Raw genomic sequence first — 16,270 nt, 5'->3', positions numbered from 1 at the left:
CATCCTGAGACTCCGCGTGGACTGATCTGGGACCGCTTCGCGCTCCAGCGGGAGCAAGCTCCCTCGCCACAATTACTGTCGAAACAATTCCCCGGGGGTAAACCCGAACAACCCTTTGAACGCCGCTATAAACGCCGACGTCGAGTCGTACCCACAAGACAGCGCGGCATTCGTCACGCTGTCACCCTCCTCCAGCACATTCAACGACGACAGCAGTCGCATCCGCTGACGCCAGCCGCGAAAACTCAACCCGGTTTCACGCTGAAACAGGCGCATCAGGGTTTTTTCCGACGTGCCCAGTCGCTGCGCCCATTCCTGCAAGGTCACAGTCCGCTCAGGACTTTCGATCAGCTCATTGCACAGACCCAGCAAGCGCTCATGACGCGGCAACGGCAGCGAGAAACCGACTTCGGGCAGATTCGCCAACTGGTCCAGCAACACACTCACCAACCGTGCTTGCGGGCTGTCGCCCTGTGGATATTCCACGGGCAGCAGGCAAAAACTCTTGATCAACTCCCGGGCCAGCGGCGTCACCTCCAGCACCCGACAGCGGTCGTCCGCCCAAGGGCAATCCTCTCGGCGCACATAAAGACTGCGCATCTCGGCGCGCATCGAGGTCACGACCTGATGGTCGACATCCGCCGGAATCCAGATCCCCCACTGCGGCGGCGCAAAGAAACTGCCCTCGGCGGTGTGCACGCCGAGAACGCCGCTGATCGCGTAGGAAAATTGCACCCAGTCATGGCGATGAGACGAGGTCCACGAACCGGCGTTGAGGCTTTCCGCCCGCGCGTAGAGGGGGCGCGGCAGTAAAGTCAGTGCGGGAATTGTCCGTTCGAGGGAGAGTTGTCCGTTAGTCGGCATTGATGAGCCTTGTGTTGCAAGGTTGCTAAAGAGTCGACGTTAGGCCAAGCCACTCCCGCATTCAACACCGCTGGTCCCCTGTGGGGCGAGCCTGCTCGCTCCCACAGGTCTTGATTCAACGCTCAACTATTGCGGTGACACCCTGCCCGCCAGCCGCACAAATCGAGATCAGCCCTCGCCCCTTGCCTGCAGCGTCGAGCAGCTTGGCCAGGCTGGCCACAATACGTCCGCCGGTAGCCGCAAACGGATGCCCCGCCGCCAGTGAACTGCCTTTGACGTTGAGCCGGCTGCGGTCGATGGAGCCCAGTGGCGCGTCGAGGCCGAGGCGGGTTTTGCAGTACTCGGGGTCTTCCCAGGCCTTCAAGGTGCAGAGCACTTGCGCGGCGAACGCTTCGTGGATTTCGTAGTAATCGAAGTCCTGCAAGGTCAGGCCATTGCGCGCCAGGAGGCGTGGCACCGCGTAGACCGGCGCCATCAACAGCCCTTCGGCGCCGTTGACGAAATCCACCGCCGCCGCTTCGCCATCGCGTAAATACGCAAGGATCGGCAAGCCGCGCTCCTTCGCCCATTCTTCACTGCCCAACAGCACCAGCGACGCGCCGTCGGTGAGCGGCGTCGAATTGCCGGCGGTCAGCGTGCCTTTGGCGCTTTTCTCGAAGGCGGGTTTGAGCGAAGCGAGTTTTTCCAGGGTCAGGTCCGGGCGCAGGTTGTTATCGCGGGTCAGGCCCAGGAACGGCGTCATCAGGTCGTTGTGCCAGCCTTCGGTATATGACGCCGCCATTTTCTGGTGACTCTCCAGCGCCAGTTGATCCTGCTCCGCGCGCGGAATGTTCCAGGTCTGCGCCATCAACTCGCAGTGCTCGCCCATCGACAGGCCCGTGCGTGGCTCGCCGTTGCGGGGAAATTCCGGAATGAGATGCCCGGGGCGCAGTTGCAAAAAGGTTTTCAGTTTGTCGGCGGTGGTTTTCGCGCGGTTGGCCTGCAGGAGGATTTTGCGCAAACCTTCGTTGATGCCGATCGGCGCGTCGGACGTGGTATCGACGCCGCCGGCAATACCGCACTCGATCTGGCCCAGGGCGATTTTATTGGCCACCAGCAACGCCGCTTCCAGACCGGTGCCACACGCTTGCTGAATGTCATAGGCCGGGGTGGTCGGTGACAGCCGTGAGCCGAGCACGCATTCGCGGGTCAGGTTGAAGTCCCGGGAATGCTTGAGCACCGCGCCCGCAGCCACTTCGCCCATGCGCAGACCGTGCAGGTTGAAACGCTCGATCAGGCCTTCGAGCGCGGCGGTGAGCATCGCCTGGTTACTCGCGGTAGCGTACGGCCCGTTGGAGCGGGCGAAGGGAATCCGGTTACCGCCGATAATCGCGACGCGGCGCAGTTGAGTCATGAAAAGCTCCTGATGAACAATTTAAAAAACACTGCGACTCCCACAGGGTCTGCGTGTTCCTGAAAACCTCCGCAATGTCCAAGCGTAGGCCTTATCTCGTGAATCGAACGACTGATTGCCATTCGTGGTCCACACTTTGAACCCCAGCTACTGGAGCGCGTTCCATGTCTGATCGCTATATCGACTTCGCCAATTCATCCATCGGCCACCGTCTGGTCGGCGCCCTGGGTCTGCCGACGCCGGTTCGGCTGGAACGCTGGCAGGCAGGTCGACTGCGCCCTGTCGAAGGGGCGCTGCTGATCGGCGGCGGGCCGCTGGCGCAGAATGTCAGCGCTTTCGCCAACCGCCTGACCGATGCGATTTACAGCTACGACAGCGAACCCTCGATCGCCACCGCGTGGATTCCCGGTCACGGCCCGAAGCTGAAGGCAGTGGTGTTCGACGCCAGTCATCTGATGCATACCGATCAGCTCAAACAGCTGCGCGAGTTCTTCCAGCCACTGATGAAAAACCTCGAGGACTCCGCGCACCTGGTCATTCTCGGGCGCGCACCACAGACGTTGAGCGATCCGTTTGCTGCCAGCGCTCAGCGTGCCCTGGAAGGTTTCAGTCGTTCGCTGGCCAAGGAACTGCGCAGTGGCGGCACCTTGCAACTGATTCACGTCGGCGAAGGTGCCGAGGATCAACTGGAAGGCCCGCTGCGGTTTTTCCTTTCGCCAAAAAGCGCGTTCGTCTCCGGACAAGTGATTCACCTGAGCCCCTGCGCCACGCCGGTGACGGACTGGACGCGTCCGTTGTCGGGGCGCAAGGCACTCGTCACCGGCGCCGCACGCGGCATAGGTGCATCGATTGCCGAAACCCTGGCCCGTGACGGCGCCGACGTGATCCTGCTCGACGTGCCCGCGGCAAAAACCGATCTCGACGCCCTCGCCGCACGCCTTGGCGGGCGCAGCATCACCCTGGACATCTGCGCCGAAGACGCCGGCACGCAGTTGATCGAGCAACTGCCTGACGGCGTCGACATTGTGGTGCACAACGCCGGTATCACCCGCGATAAAACCCTGGCCAACATGACCCCGGAATTCTGGGACGCAGTGCTCGCGGTCAACCTCAATGCCCCACAGGTGTTGACCAAGGCCTTGCTCGACAGTGGCATCCTGCGCGACAACGGCCGGGTGGTTTTGCTGGCGTCCATCAGCGGCATCGCCGGCAATCGCGGGCAAACCAATTACGCGGCGAGCAAGGCCGGGTTGATTGGGCTGGCCCAAGCCTGGGCGCCGCTGCTCAACGAACGCGGCATCAGCATCAACGCGGTGGCGCCGGGGTTCATCGAGACGCAAATGACTGCGCACATTCCGTTCGGCCTGCGTGAAGCGGGCCGGCGCATGAGTTCGCTGGGCCAGGGCGGCCTGCCGCAAGACGTCGCCGAAGCGGTGGCGTGGCTGGCGCAACCGGGCACCGGCGCGTTCACCGGGCAAGCGCTGCGCGTCTGCGGACAAAGTGTTTTGGGGGCTTAGTGATGATTACCGATTGGCACACGCTCAACCGCGAACCAAGCCTGCCCGGGTTGTATGTGCAGGCCGCGACGCGACGCAAGATCACCGGCTCCACGTTGCCCGATTCGGGTTTGCGTTGCTGGGTCGATGTCGATCCGAAACGTCTGGCGGCTTATCGCAACGTCTGCGGGTTTGCCGACAACGGTTTGTTGCCGCCGACGTATCCCCACATCCTGGCGTTCGCGTTGCAGATGCAACTGCTGACTGACAAGGATTTCCCGTTCCCGCTGCTGGGGTTGATTCACCTGAGCAACCGCATTCGCGTCTACAGGCCCATGGGCGGCGTGAATCGCGTGCGGGTCAGCGTGCAGGTGCAGAACCTGCAGCCCCACGGCAAGGGTGCAACCTTCGATCTGGTGACGACGATCGACGATCAGCTGGGGGTGTTGTGGGAAGCTGAAAGCCAGATGCTCTGTCGCGGCGTAAAACTCGAAGGTGAGCCGGTCGAGGAAGTGCTGATCTCGACACTAGCGCTGACTGAGGTCACCCACTGGAAAGCGCCGGCGGACATTGGCCGGCAATACGCCAAAGTGTCCGGCGATTACAACCCGATCCACCTCAGTGCTGCGAGCGCCAAGCTGTTCGGCTTCCCGACCGCCATTGCCCATGGATTGTGGAACAAGGCGAGGACACTCGCGGCGCTAAACGATCATTTACCGACCGCCAACGTCGAGATTGCCGTGCAGTTTCGCAAGCCGGTGCGGTTGCCCGCGGAGGTGACGTTGCTCGCCAGTGCGGCGGGGTCCAGTGGCGATTTTCAGCTGGCGGGTGCCGGGGGTCTGGAACATATGGTCGGACATTGGCGGCCGGTTGCCTGACGTCATCACTACCACGCGCTGCGTCACTAGTGCCGCCGAATGCAGCCGCTTGAAACCTCCCATCCACCTCAATTGACTCAAGGATCAGGTCCCGAAGCGGCGATTTTCATGCCTGAAGAGTCACTGGGAAGGCAATGCTTCGAAAAGCTTCAACCCCTTTTCCGTCACCAAAACACCCGAGAATCTACAGGCATCCTCTGTATCGAAAACCAGATAGCTTTGTGAAGCCAACCAGCGAACGATGTCAGCAAAAAAATTTTCATCTTCGGTCGGACAGGTCGAAGTCTGCCTATCAGTGGCAGATGCATGAATCGGCGGGTTACCAGTATTGGCGTCATAGCCGACAACGGTCGCATCCAACTGACAGGGGGCCGGATAGCTCGCTGCCAAGCCTTTGAAAATGGAGGTAACGGTGACGTCAAACTTACTGTATTGCCGGATTTCCATATCAACACTCCTTGTGATCAACCGTCCAGAAATCAGCTGTTGCGGTTCAAGCAGCCAGCGCTGCTGGCGACCAGGCAGACAGATGAATCCTACGTGTCTAATGATGAGCAGCCCGCCCTGGACGGCTGCGGCGGTTCCACGTTGTCCAGCATCCGATTTACCGCCAGCTCCCCCAGCATAATGATCTGTTGAAGTGCCATCATCGTGTTGCGCTGCGCGCCGTCCAACAACGCAGCAAAATCACTGGCCATTACACTTGCCGACGCCAGCGATTCGCAAGCTTGGGCCAGTAGCGCTTCGGGGTTGACGTCCGGTGCCACGACGAAAACCGTACTGGGTTTGCGCGGCGAGCTGGAAGGTTGGGATGTAGAGGGTTTGAGGTAATAGTCCATGGCGCGTTCGGCAGCATGGTGGAGTCGTTTTGAATCCAAGGAAATGTATGGAGAGGTACTTTCAGCTTCTGCTAACGCCAAGGGGTTGCCTGTGCCATCGCTCATAATGCGTCTCCGCTCAGTGAAGGAGACATCACGCTATACACCGCGCTTCCGACAGCCAACCTTAAAAATACGTCAGACACCTCCTCATTTTTCCCAATCAATTAAACGGTTATGAGCCTTGCATTACGGGAAAACTCACCTGCCCAAGGGTTCGTGTTTAATAGTGTTTGGTATTGCTTCCCTGGAGCTACAAGACCTTGCGTCATTGCCTACGGTTACGCCAGAATCCGCCGGCTTGTGCGCCTTGAGGGACGCCGGTAACTTGATTCGTGCCACTGCTCATCGGTGGTCGGGTTTAGTCGCTCGTGTTAACTCAGTTGTGCGTGCATCTGTCATGCAGGTCATTAATTGCCTGTACTTGATGGTGGCTGTACGTGGGGCGCTCTCGGGCGCGCCGGATTGCTGAGTTTCCCGGTCGACTAACCTGCGTACAGCTGCCTCCCCTTTGTTTAGTCGCAAGAGGGGTGGCACTCCTTCAGGAAACTCAGCATATGATCAAGCCTTCACCAAACCCGCCGGAAACTGATCCGACAACGCAATACCTGTCCCCCGACTCAAAAGAAGACCGCGAGGCCATCAATCGGGCCCTCGACTTCTACTTTAACCCCGCCGCACAACACGCTCACATCAAAGCCACTCCGCGGAAGCTGCCCACCATGTTCATCGTAAACCCAGAACTCGATACCGAAACGCTGCTGGCCCATGCTTGCGAATCGCTGGCGTCGGCCAATGTCATGACCATGGATTTGGCGGATCATATGGAGGGGCCGAGTCGCAATTCCCTGCTGGGCATTGCGCAGGTCATCATGCTGGGTGAGCTAGCGGTAAACCGGGCGCTGGATCAACTCGAGCCAACTGAGTAGCCGCTATCCCACGTTGACGAGGGAGCATGGCTCCCTCGTCAAATGCTCTGAAGCAGGACAAAGCTCCGCATCCGGTAAAAAACGTCCGTTTTTGCTGAATGATTCTATGCTGACATTACATAGTGATAGTCAGGGTAGACGCACTCATGAAAACAAGCCTCCCCCGCAAGCGAAAAAGTGCCATGGCCAGCACGGAGCTGAACCGGCAACTGGCCCGGATTCCCGTCGTACTGAATTTCAATGTCGCCACCGACGCCACCGCCCGTTCGAGCGTGCAATTTTGAGTTCCGGGGACAAGCTGTTCGGGCGCCTGCTCAACCGCCATCCGCCACCGCCACCGGAATCCTCCAGCGCCCGGAGTGTAGCGGGTGTCGGCCTGCAGATGCGCCTGGACGCCGAAGGCCGGGTAGTTCATCTGGCCGGCCCACTGCGCCATGGCCTGGCCCAACAGCACCCTGCCGCGCAGGCGCCGCTTCTACACGATTTCCTCATGCCGCACAGCAGCCTCGCCATCGCAGGCACGCCGGCCGACTGGCAAGGACAAAGTCTGGACCTGGACTTCTACAGCCTCAGCGGACAACCCCTGCACCTGCGCGGCTGGGTGCAGCCGTTGGCCGATGCCTGGCTGTTGCAGTTGCTGGACATCGGCGACTTGTTGCACGAACGCCGGCAAGCGCGCAGCCGCGAACACTGCCAATTGCTCGCGACACAGATCGGCGACCAGTTGCGCCTGTGCAGCCTGACGCGCCTGCCCGAAGTACTGGTAGAGCAACTGCAACACCTGGCGCAGCATTTTCAGATTCCGTGTCTGGCCGTGGCGTTGCTGGATGAACAGGAAGACGGCTGGCAGATCCACCAGCATTACACGGCCTTCGATGCCCCCCCACTGTGGCAAAACGGTCAGCGCCTGGGCACCGGGCTCGACAGTTTGAACGGCTCTGCCCCTCAGCATTTGACCCACGGCGAGCACCCGCGCCTGCACAGCCTCTTTGGCAGTACCGATGGGTTTGCGGTGCCCTATCACAATGCGCAAGGCGTGGTCGCGTGGTTGCTCTGTGGCTTCTACCCGGTGCAGCAACGTGCACCCGACGTCGCCGAACGTGATTGGCTGCAGCTCGTCGCCGCGCTCGCCGGGCCATTGCTGGAACGCTTGCGCGAGCATCAGCACCATCTGCAACTGGAACGACTGGAATCGTTGCAAGCCCTGCTCGGCTCCGGTTGGCTGGAAATTTTCAGCGACAGTGCCGAGGTGCAGTTGGCGCCGTCGCTGGTCAGCCCCCTGAATCTGATCAGCCAACGCATACCCTTGCGCGACTGGCTTGAGCATATCCACCCCGCCGACCGCGAAGAGCTGCGCAGTCGCCTGCAAGACTTGCAGGATGACGGCACGCCTTTATTGCTCTGCGTGCGCCTGCATCACCCCGAGACGCCAACCTGGTATCGCCTGCAAGGCCAAGCCATGGGCGTCGGCAAAGACCGGCGGTTGGTGGGCTTCATGCTCGACATCAGCGACATTAAAAATCAGCAAAAGGACGCCGCAGTGGCCCAGAGCGCGAAAATGGCCGCCCTCGGCGAAATGGCCACAAGCCTGGCGCATGAAATCAACCAGCCGTTGAACGTGATGCAGATGGCCATCGTCAGTGTGCTCCAGCGCTTGAGCAACGGAGAGGTACAGGTCGACTATCTGACCGACAAACTCAACCGCATCAATGCCCAGGTCCAGCGTGCGGCGCGGTTGGTGGACCACATGCGGGTGTTCGGCCGGCGCTCGGAGGTCGAACAGCATCCGTTCAATCCGGTTGAGGCCATCGAGGGCACGCTGTCGCTGCTGGCTGAAGGCTTGCGGGGCAAAGGCGTCGAGCTCAGGGTCAGCGAAATCGGTTTCGAGGTTCAGGTGCGGGGTTACGTCGATCAGTTGGAACAGGTGCTGATCAACCTGATGGTCAACGCACAGGACGCAGTGCTGAGCAAATGCGAAGCGGATCGGGCTTTCAAGCCGTGGATTTCGGTGCACGCCGAGCGTGACGAACAGTCAGTGCGACTGTGGGTCGAGGACAACGGCGGCGGTATCGATCCGCGATTACTGGAGCGGATCTTCGAACCGTTTTTCACCACCAAGCCGGTGGGCGTGGGCACCGGGCTGGGGTTGTCGGTGAGCCACGGTATCGTCGAGAACATGGGTGGAATACTGCGCACGAGCAACTCGGCCGAGGGCGCGCGATTCTGTATTGAGCTGCCAATTGTCGTGCACGCCCCGAGCACACGATAGGCTTTGCCTTTCTGACCGCCAACCCGCTCTCCCTGACTACAAAAATCCCCTTGTGGCGAGGGAGCTTGCTCCCTCGCCACAAATGCGCTCCCGGTGTTTATTTGGGCGGGTAGTTGGCCAGTATCCGGCCGACCGTTTCACGTATCGCCGTGCTGCGATCCGACGGGTTCGGTGAGCGGCTGAGGATTTGTTCGTCACTGCCGCGCCACACCAGTTTGCCGTCCTTGCCGTCGAGCAGGTCGATCTGAATGATTGCCACTTTGTAGCTGATGTTGCGGGTTTCGTTGTACATCGGCCCGCCCCAGTAGCCATTCCACGGGTTACCCCACGCGCCGCCGTAGTTGGTGGTCACTTGTTGCTGACGGTCTTCGACGATCAGGTAGGTTTGCACGCTCAAATCACCCTGCTTGCCCGCAGCGGCCGGGCGCAGGCCACGCTGATCCAGCTGATCGGCCACCGATTGGCGAATGCGCTGTTCGGTCAGGTCGCTTTTGATCCGTGGGTCATCGGGGCGATATTGCAGGGCGGGGTCTTTCCAGCTCCAGCTGCGATAGGCGGCGAAGTCGCGGCTGGCGTCGAAGTCATGATTGACCTGGTTGGCGGCGCAGGCGCTCAGGAGCGCGGCCACTGCCAGTAAAGCGAGACGGCGGAACATGATGATTCTCCGATTGAAGACATGAACCTGCGGAACGCTTCCTGATTGCAGAAGCTAACTGGGAGGATACGCCGACATGGCCTTTTCCACAGCCTCCCGTATGGCATCGGCGCGGGCGCTCTGGCTGCCCTTGTTGGCGGTTTCGGCGCTCGCGCTCCACACCGGTTGACCGCTTTGCGCATCGAACAGGTCCACCCTCACGACCACGACCTGTTCCGAATACGTGCGAACGATCGGCACCGTGTTGTACATGCCATAACCGCTGCCGTGGTGGTTGTAACCGCCATAGCCGCCGTAATAACCATAGTCGTCCCGGACCTGACGCAAGCGGGTTTCCAGATGCAGATTGGCACTGACAAACAAGTCCGCCGGGCGATTGTCATGCAGCGGCCGCAAACCGCGCTGATCGAGGGCATTGCTCACGGCCTCGGCGACTTGCGCCGAATCCGCCCAGGCCGACCCCGCGGGCATGCGCCCGTTGAGCCACGCCCAGCTGCGGTAGCGACCGTAGTCACGCGGCGCAGCCGGGTAGGCGCTGCGATCGAAGGTGTTGGCCGCCTCGGGTGGCGCCGGCGGCAACGGTTTGGAACTTGCCACGTAGGGATTGGTGCCCTGGCAGGCAGCCAACCCGAGACAGATCACCAGTAACCCTGAACGACGTTTCATTTCGCGCTCCGATCAGACCGGCCGACAGATCCAGTGCAAGTAGCGCCCAAGCCCGGCAAAACTTGGGTGACGACGGTGGGCCAGTTCCATTTCCAGCAAGTCCACGAGTTCGGCGCGGGCCTGGAACTCCACCGGCATGTAGTCGTGAAAAACACGCACCCCGCTCTGGGTTTCGACCTGCCACAGGCCTTCAAGTTGCGCCGCCAATTCACGCGGATCAAGCGGCTGCTGTGGGGTCAGGCTCTGCTTTTCACCCGCCATGTCGTTCTTGCGCATTTTGCGGAAGTGCCCCTTGAGCAGGTTGCGATAGATCAGCGCATCGCGGTTGTAGAAGGCCAGGGACAACCAGCCATCCTGCTTGGTCAATTGATGCAGTACCGGCAGGATTGCATGGGGTTCCGCCAGCCATTCCAGCACCGCGTGGCACAGGACCAGATCGTAGGGCTCGGTGAGTTGGCCGAGCAAATCCTGCCACGGCGCCTGAATGAAAGTAGCCGTCTGGCCGGCGTCGGCAAAACGCTGGCGGGCGCCTTCCAGCATCGGCTCGGCGGGCTCTGCCAGCGTCACGTCATGACCGCGCTGGGCCAGCCACAACGACATGTGGCCAAGGCCGGCGCCGATGTCGAGCACACGCAGCGGACGGTCAGGCAGGGTTTCGGCCAGGTCGGCCTGAAGCACCGCCAGGCGGATCGCGCCCTTGGCGCCGCCGTAGATCTTTTCGGCGAAACGGGTTGCCAGTTGATCGAAATGACGGTCACTCATCAGCTGAACCTCCGTTCACTGTCCGCCAGTTTGCTGCGCACCACTTCATTCATGTCCAGCCCCAACTCGCTGCACAGCAGCAGTAGATAGAGCACGATGTCACCGACCTCCTGCCCGGCATGGGCCAGTTTGTCCGCCGGCAACTGGCGTGACTGGTCTTCGCTCAGCCACTGGAAGATTTCCACCAGTTCGGACATTTCCACGCTCGCGGCCATGGCCAGGTTTTTCGGGCTGTGAAATTTCCGCCAGTCATTGCGGTCACGGATGGCGTGCAGGCGTTCGGTCAGTTCAACAAGGTTCATCGGGCTCTCCTGAAGGCGTATAGCTTCGGGGGGATGACTGAGGAAGGCAAGCATCTCGGTAAGGCGCGTTTCTTTGCTCCATAATCAAAAAGATCGCAGCCTCCGGCAGCTCCTACAGGGAACTCGCCAGCGCGTTCAATGGCCCAAGGCTCAACCACTTACATCAGGACGTTAACGACATGCAGGTAGAAAGTTTTTTCGAATGGCTCGGCCAGGCAATCGGTTCAGTCATCCGCTTTATCGTTGACGCCCTCAGCGGCCTGTTCAATCTGTTGAGCCATGCCGGCAGCAATTTTGTCGAAGGATTGTCCCGCGCGCTGGGCATGGACACATCGATCATCAGCATCATTGCGTTGATCCTGGGGCTGATGCTGTTGTGGTCGGCGATCCGGGCGTTCATGAATGCGTCGGTCATCATGGGGATCATCTGGTTGCTGCTGGGGTTGTGGCTGCTTAGCTGGATAATCCACTAGCCCTCGCACAAACACTGTAGCGAGGGAGCTTGCTCCCGCTCGACTGCGAAGCAGTCGTAAATCAGCCAGCGCGGTGTGTCTGCATACACTCGAAGTCGGGGGGTGGGGCCGCTTCGCGACCCAGCGGGGCAAGCTCACTCGCCACAATTGATGCTGCGGATTCGCATGTATCGCTACAATGCCGGCTCTCCAAGGAGCCTGCATGTCCAACCTGATTGCCGACTGGCGCGACCGCCCGACCCATCGCCGGGTCTGGGCACTCGCCGCGCCCATGATTCTCTCGAACATTTCCGTGCCACTGGTGGCGCTGGTCGACAGCACGGTCATCGGCCACTTGCCTCACGCCCATCAACTGGGCGCTGTCGCGGTCGGGGCCAGCCTGTATACCTTTCTCGCCTGGGCCATGGGCTTTCTGCGCATGGGCTCCACCGGTTTTGCCGCCCAGGCCGCCGGACGCGGGGATGGCGCAGCGTTGCGGCAGATTCTGTTGCAGGGGCTGTTGCTGGCCATGGTTCTGGCCATTGCATTGGGGGCGGTGGGCATCCCGTTGAGCGGAGTCGCGTTGCACTTCATGCAACCCTCGGCAGAGCTGGACCAACTGACCCGCGAATTCTTTCACACGCGGTTGTTCGGCCTCCCGGCCGCGCTGGCCAGTTATGCGCTGGTCGGCTGGTTCCTCGGCACGCAAAACGCCCGGGCACCACTGGCGATTCTGCTGAGCACCAACCTGGTCAACATTGCGCTGAACCTGTGGTTCGTCCTCGGCCTGGATTGGGGCGTGGTCGGTTCGGCCCGGGCTTCGGTAATCGCCGAATGGACCAGCGCGCTGATCGGCCTGCTGATGACCCGCAAGGCCCTGCGCGCCTACCCCGGCCACATCGCCTGGGCCGCACTGGCGCTGTGGCAGAGTTGGCGACCGTTGTTGGCGGTCAATCGCGACATATTCATCCGTAGCCTGTTGCTGCAATCAGTGTTTTTCCTGATCACCGTACAGGGCGCACGACTGGGTGACGCCACCGTCGCGGCCAACGCCTTGTTGCTCAACGGGCTGCTGCTGACCGCCCATGCGCTCGATGGCCTGGCCCACGCGGTGGAAGCGTTGTGCGGACATGCCATTGGCGCTCGCGACCGTGATGCCCTGCGCCGCTCACTGGTCGTTGCCTGTGGCTGGTCGTTGTTGGCGAGCCTGGGGTTTGCCGTGCTGTTTCTGTTCGCCGGGCACTTGTTCATCGAGATGCAGACTGACATTCAGAGCGTGCGCGATACGGCGTTCATCTACCTGCCCTACCTCGCCGCCCTGCCCTTGATCGCGGTCTGGAGCTACTTGCTCGACGGGCTGTTCATCGGCGCCACCCGCGCTCGGGAAATGCGCAACGGCATGCTGTTGACCGTGATTCTGCTTTTGCCGTTTGGCTGGGCGTTGCAAGGTTTGGGCAACCACGGACTGTGGATAACCTTCCTGTTGTTCATGGTGCTGCGCAGCCTGGCCCTTGGTGTGATTGCCTGGTTTCTGCGCAACAACGACGGCTGGTTCAGCGGCCGGGCTCATTGACCCGGCGTCGCCTTCACGAACGCGGCGACCTGCTCCAGCACCGGCGCCAGACCGCGCATCGGTCGTGACAGGGTCGCTACCAGCGTGGCGTGGCCGGGACGCGAGAAGTACAGGTCCTGCACCGGTACGCCCGCCTCGCGCAGCTTGCGCGCCAGGCCGCCGGTGTTGCGCGCCGGGTTGACCAGCTCATCGTCCGTCGCGGCCATCAACAAGGCTGGTGGCGAGCCACGACTGACGTGATTGATCGGCTGCGACTGCGGCGGTGAATCCGGCCAGAAAAATACCGGGCGTACGTCCGGATTCTTGATCGGCAAAAAATCATACGGTCCCGCCAGACCGATCCAGCCGCTGAGATTGTGTGGCGACAGGCCTACCGCGCCGAGCAGGTCGGGGTCCAGCGCCAACATCGCAGCGTTGTACGCCCCGGAACTGTGGCCCATCAGATATAGCCGCTGCGGATTCCCGGAAAACTGCCGAATGTGTTCGTGTGTCCAGGCAACCGCTTTTGCGCCATCTTCCAGGAACAGCGGATAACGCACCTGCGGATATAACCGATAGTCTGCCAGCACCGCGACAATCCCCCGAGACGCCAAAGCCTCGCCGACAAACCCGTAATCGCTGCGGGACCCGCTGTTCCAGCTGCCGCCATAGAAAAACACCACAACAGGGGCGTTCGCCACGGGATGACTCGGCACGTACACATCGAGTTTTTGCCGCGGATCAGCACCGTAGGCGATGCCCTCGGTCTTGTCGAAACTCCCGTCGGGCGTCAGGGCATTGAGCAATTTCAGTGGCGAGCACGCCGTCATCGCCAACAGCAGACACCCGCCCATTGCCAGGCAGAACAGTCGCCGCAGAGTGCTCGTCATTAATGCCGTACCTCGTATTCAGGGTTGATCGTTCTGCCACCGAATGCGCAGGCTATCGAGGCGTTCCTGCTGGGTCAGCCCCGATAATGGCGGCACCAGCGAAGCGCGGGGGTACTGCAAGCGTAGCCATAGCCAGCCATCGAGTACCGGCCGTTCGCTGAAACCCAGCGCCAGCCCTTCCTGCACATGGGACCACAAGCGGCGGTAATCGGTCCCGGTGGATTGGCTCCAGTGCCAGGCATGCTGTTCCAGCAGGCAGGTTTGCAGGGTTTCCCGCTGACGGGGGCTGAGGCTTTCTTCGACCGCCAGCGGGCTCACGGCGAGCCCCGGGTTGAACAACTGCTGCCAGCCCTGACTGCCGATCGCTCGATCGGCCCACGTCCCGCCGAACCAGTGCAACTGACTGATCGGTCCCAGCCAGCGACTCAGCTCCCGGGCATCACAGGCGTCGAAAAAGTAACTGGCCGTGTTCGGATTGTAATAACTCAACAAGGCTCGATGGTGCAGCCCGCAAGTCACGATGAGCATGCGGCGTAAATGCGCCAGCAATCGTGATGACGACACCTCGCTGACAATCAGCAAGCCACGCAAGACCTGAGTATCGCTGTAGCACAACTCGGCCAGCGCCGGGCACGTTCGAAGGTCGACCAGCGCCGGGCCGTCTTCACGCAACGCCTGCAGTTCGGTGCCCTCGAACAGCCAGAACCGCTCGGCCTGCGAGAATACCTGTTGCAGTGTTGCGCTCGCCTGAGTCGCACTCGGGACGTCCAGCAACAGCCATTGCGGGGTTGCGCCAATCATGCAGCACCGCTCTGGCCAAACAGCGTCGCCGCCCGACAGGTGCAAAGCGCCTGCGAGCAGTGGCTGAAGCTGCCGCCGCCGGGTAACAGACACAACAGCACCAAGGGTTCACCCGAGCGCAGCAGTTCCAGCAAACCGTCATGGAGTGGGCCGGCCTCTGGCGGGCTGGGTTCCTCGACCACCTCGACCCGCGACGGCGTATGAAGAAACCCGCAAATCAGCGGCTGATCCGGATCGCCCTCGATAAAGCTCACCACCACCTCGGTGCCCTCGCTCAGCAGCGAGACGCTCGGACCCTCCAGCTCAGCGGCCAGCGGTAGCCAACAATGGCTGGGGGCCGCGCCTTCGCCCTGATAGAGCCAGTCGAACTGCACGGCCACTGGCCGAGAGGGATCCGGCCGAGGTTCATCGACATCGACCACCCAGGCTCGTTGCAGGCTGTGCATCCGCGGTTTCACCGCACAGGGAGGCGGGACGAAGGAGGTGGCTCCATGAAGCGCACGGATCCGATTACTGTAGGGAGCCACTGGATCCTGACTACCCTGATGTTCGACATGGGTCAGCAGCCACAAATGATTCCAGTCGGCTACCGGGTGGCCGGACAACGGCATCAACTGACCACTGCGCAACGTCGGCAAGTCTGTACGACCTTCCACACCCGGCACGGTACGCTGCCCCGCCTGAAGCTGAAACTGCCGCACCGCCGGTTGCTCGCCATCGACCTGGAACGGCGCGTTCGCAGCGGGACGGAAATGGCCACGACCATCACCAAACACCACGCAGTGCCCGCGTGCGTGATGCTCGAAGTGATAATGCAGGCACTCCTGGGCGCACAGGCGCTGGAGAAACTGCAAATCCGACTCCCGATACTGCGTGCAGAAATCACGGGGCGGGTAATCGCCACTCAGTTCGAAGCGTCGATCCTTACCCGTGATGCCGTGCTCCTTGAGCACCTGGCTGAGAATCTCGGGCACCGAGACGTCGTTGAAAATGCGTCGACTGAAACGCTGGGAAAGGCAAGCCAGCCTGGGCCTCAGACGCACATGGCAAAGCCTGACTGTCGGGCCATGGTCACGCTGGACGAGTTCATGCAACAGACCATGCACCGTGCTGCCCTCCGGCCCGAAATGTAAAGCGGCCGGGCGGTACAGCAAGCTCGCAAGGTCGAGCGTCGGGTCATCGATCAGCAGGTCCATATCGAACACAAAGGGCTCGCTGATCGCTTCTCTACCGGTAAAGGCCAGAACTTCGAAAGGGTCGGGCAGACCGGCTACGTCCAGACGAAATGAAGGTTCGTTGACTGGATCGAACATCGGCGATTCTCTACAGGAGGGGCGGCCGGGGATTCTCGCCGAGAGCCATGGCTGAGTAGAGTGCCGAAGTACAACTTAGGAAATGGCCTACGCGAAAAGAAGACCATATGGCTTTGATAGCCGGGAGTGTGGGCAATTTCGCGGGGAAATAGAGAACCGCCGCACCAGGT

17 protein-coding genes are annotated in these 16,270 nt (G+C 61.2%); 6 read left to right on the top strand and 11 right to left on the bottom strand.

All coding sequences use genetic code 11. The annotated features are described in order from the left end of the window. Positions 1–72: 72 nt before the first annotated feature. Entirely contained in the window at positions 73–864 is a 792-nt protein-coding gene (locus ACM6I5_RS27620; RefSeq protein ID WP_414885073.1) for an AraC family transcriptional regulator, read from the bottom strand. A 115-nt stretch (positions 865–979) separates the two neighbouring features. Beyond that, positions 980–2,257: an acetyl-CoA C-acetyltransferase gene (locus tag ACM6I5_RS27615; RefSeq protein ID WP_017336381.1), complete on the bottom strand. Its 1,278-nt coding sequence runs from the start codon at positions 2,255–2,257 to the stop codon at positions 980–982. Between the two features lie 164 nt (positions 2,258–2,421). Here ACM6I5_RS27615 and ACM6I5_RS27610 point away from each other — a divergent pair, with 164 nt between their 5' ends. Together ACM6I5_RS27610 and ACM6I5_RS27605 are read left to right on the top strand one after the other, a co-directional pair. Beyond that, positions 2,422–3,774: a 3-oxoacyl-ACP reductase gene (locus ACM6I5_RS27610; RefSeq protein WP_414885072.1), complete on the top strand. Its 1,353-nt coding sequence runs from the start codon at positions 2,422–2,424 to the stop codon at positions 3,772–3,774. A gap of 2 nt (positions 3,775–3,776) precedes the next feature. Beyond that, positions 3,777–4,631 (top strand): MaoC family dehydratase, encoded by an 855-nt coding sequence (locus tag ACM6I5_RS27605; RefSeq protein ID WP_414885071.1) that lies wholly within the window; start codon positions 3,777–3,779, stop codon positions 4,629–4,631. A 120-nt stretch (positions 4,632–4,751) separates the two neighbouring features. Here the strand turns inward: ACM6I5_RS27605 and ACM6I5_RS27600 are convergent, their stop codons facing one another. Both ACM6I5_RS27600 and ACM6I5_RS27595 read right to left on the bottom strand, forming a co-directional pair. After that, entirely contained in the window at positions 4,752–5,078 is a 327-nt protein-coding gene (locus tag ACM6I5_RS27600; RefSeq protein ID WP_414885070.1) for a hypothetical protein, read from the bottom strand. Between the two features lie 89 nt (positions 5,079–5,167). After that, the gene (locus ACM6I5_RS27595; RefSeq protein WP_414885069.1) at positions 5,168–5,575 is read right to left on the bottom strand and encodes a DUF6124 family protein; all 408 of its coding nucleotides are present in this window, start codon (positions 5,573–5,575) and stop codon (positions 5,168–5,170) included. A 491-nt stretch (positions 5,576–6,066) separates the two neighbouring features. Between ACM6I5_RS27595 and ACM6I5_RS27590 the strand changes: the two genes are divergently transcribed. Next, positions 6,067–6,438 (top strand): DUF6124 family protein, encoded by a 372-nt coding sequence (locus ACM6I5_RS27590; RefSeq protein WP_414885068.1) that lies wholly within the window; start codon positions 6,067–6,069, stop codon positions 6,436–6,438. A 280-nt stretch (positions 6,439–6,718) separates the two neighbouring features. Next, the gene (locus ACM6I5_RS27585; RefSeq protein ID WP_414885067.1) at positions 6,719–8,707 is read left to right on the top strand and encodes a sensor histidine kinase; all 1,989 of its coding nucleotides are present in this window, start codon (positions 6,719–6,721) and stop codon (positions 8,705–8,707) included. Positions 8,708–8,804: 97 nt separating this feature from the next. Here the strand turns inward: ACM6I5_RS27585 and ACM6I5_RS27580 are convergent, their stop codons facing one another. The 4 genes from ACM6I5_RS27580 to ACM6I5_RS27565 are packed head-to-tail and all read right to left on the bottom strand — an operon-like array spanning position 8,805 to position 11,092. Then, the gene (locus ACM6I5_RS27580) at positions 8,805–9,362 is read right to left on the bottom strand and encodes a DUF4136 domain-containing protein (RefSeq protein WP_017336361.1); all 558 of its coding nucleotides are present in this window, start codon (positions 9,360–9,362) and stop codon (positions 8,805–8,807) included. 54 nt (positions 9,363–9,416) lie between these two features. Next, a complete protein-coding gene (locus tag ACM6I5_RS27575; protein WP_414878219.1) occupies positions 9,417–10,028 on the bottom strand; it encodes a DUF4136 domain-containing protein in 612 nt (203 codons plus the stop codon). A 12-nt stretch (positions 10,029–10,040) separates the two neighbouring features. Beyond that, on the bottom strand, positions 10,041–10,790 hold the full coding sequence (locus tag ACM6I5_RS27570; RefSeq protein ID WP_017336359.1) for a methyltransferase domain-containing protein: 750 nt from the start codon (positions 10,788–10,790) through the stop codon (positions 10,041–10,043). Continuing rightward, a complete protein-coding gene (locus tag ACM6I5_RS27565; protein WP_414885066.1) occupies positions 10,790–11,092 on the bottom strand; it encodes a MazG-like family protein in 303 nt (100 codons plus the stop codon). Before ACM6I5_RS27565 ends, ACM6I5_RS27570 begins: the two co-directional genes overlap by 1 nt. Positions 11,093–11,271: 179 nt before the next feature. Here ACM6I5_RS27565 and ACM6I5_RS27560 point away from each other — a divergent pair, with 179 nt between their 5' ends. Both ACM6I5_RS27560 and ACM6I5_RS27555 read left to right on the top strand, forming a co-directional pair. Further along, positions 11,272–11,565, top strand: coding sequence for a hypothetical protein (locus ACM6I5_RS27560; protein WP_017336357.1), 294 nt, complete (start codon positions 11,272–11,274; stop codon positions 11,563–11,565). A 202-nt stretch (positions 11,566–11,767) separates the two neighbouring features. Next, positions 11,768–13,117 (top strand): MATE family efflux transporter, encoded by a 1,350-nt coding sequence (locus ACM6I5_RS27555; RefSeq protein WP_414885065.1) that lies wholly within the window; start codon positions 11,768–11,770, stop codon positions 13,115–13,117. On the opposite strand, the gene ACM6I5_RS27550 is transcribed toward ACM6I5_RS27555, so the two are convergent. From ACM6I5_RS27550 to ACM6I5_RS27540, 3 genes are read right to left on the bottom strand one after another with little or no spacing between them, the layout of a single operon-like run. After that, the gene (locus ACM6I5_RS27550) at positions 13,111–13,986 is read right to left on the bottom strand and encodes an alpha/beta hydrolase (RefSeq protein WP_031318341.1); all 876 of its coding nucleotides are present in this window, start codon (positions 13,984–13,986) and stop codon (positions 13,111–13,113) included. The genes ACM6I5_RS27555 and ACM6I5_RS27550 overlap by 7 nt on opposite strands. A gap of 18 nt (positions 13,987–14,004) precedes the next feature. Further along, positions 14,005–14,787: a DUF4123 domain-containing protein gene (locus tag ACM6I5_RS27545; RefSeq protein WP_414885064.1), complete on the bottom strand. Its 783-nt coding sequence runs from the start codon at positions 14,785–14,787 to the stop codon at positions 14,005–14,007. Continuing rightward, a complete protein-coding gene (locus tag ACM6I5_RS27540) occupies positions 14,784–16,100 on the bottom strand; it encodes a type VI secretion system Vgr family protein (protein WP_414885063.1) in 1,317 nt (438 codons plus the stop codon). Before ACM6I5_RS27540 ends, ACM6I5_RS27545 begins: the two co-directional genes overlap by 4 nt. Between the last annotated feature and the right edge of the window lie 170 nt (positions 16,101–16,270).

Source organism: Pseudomonas sp. IT-P171 (assembly GCF_949767765.1).
Classification (GTDB): Bacteria; Pseudomonadota; Gammaproteobacteria; order Pseudomonadales; family Pseudomonadaceae; genus Aquipseudomonas; species Aquipseudomonas fluorescens_B.
Note: the sequence above shows the minus strand (reverse complement) of the source record. Positions and strands in the feature narration are given on the sequence as shown.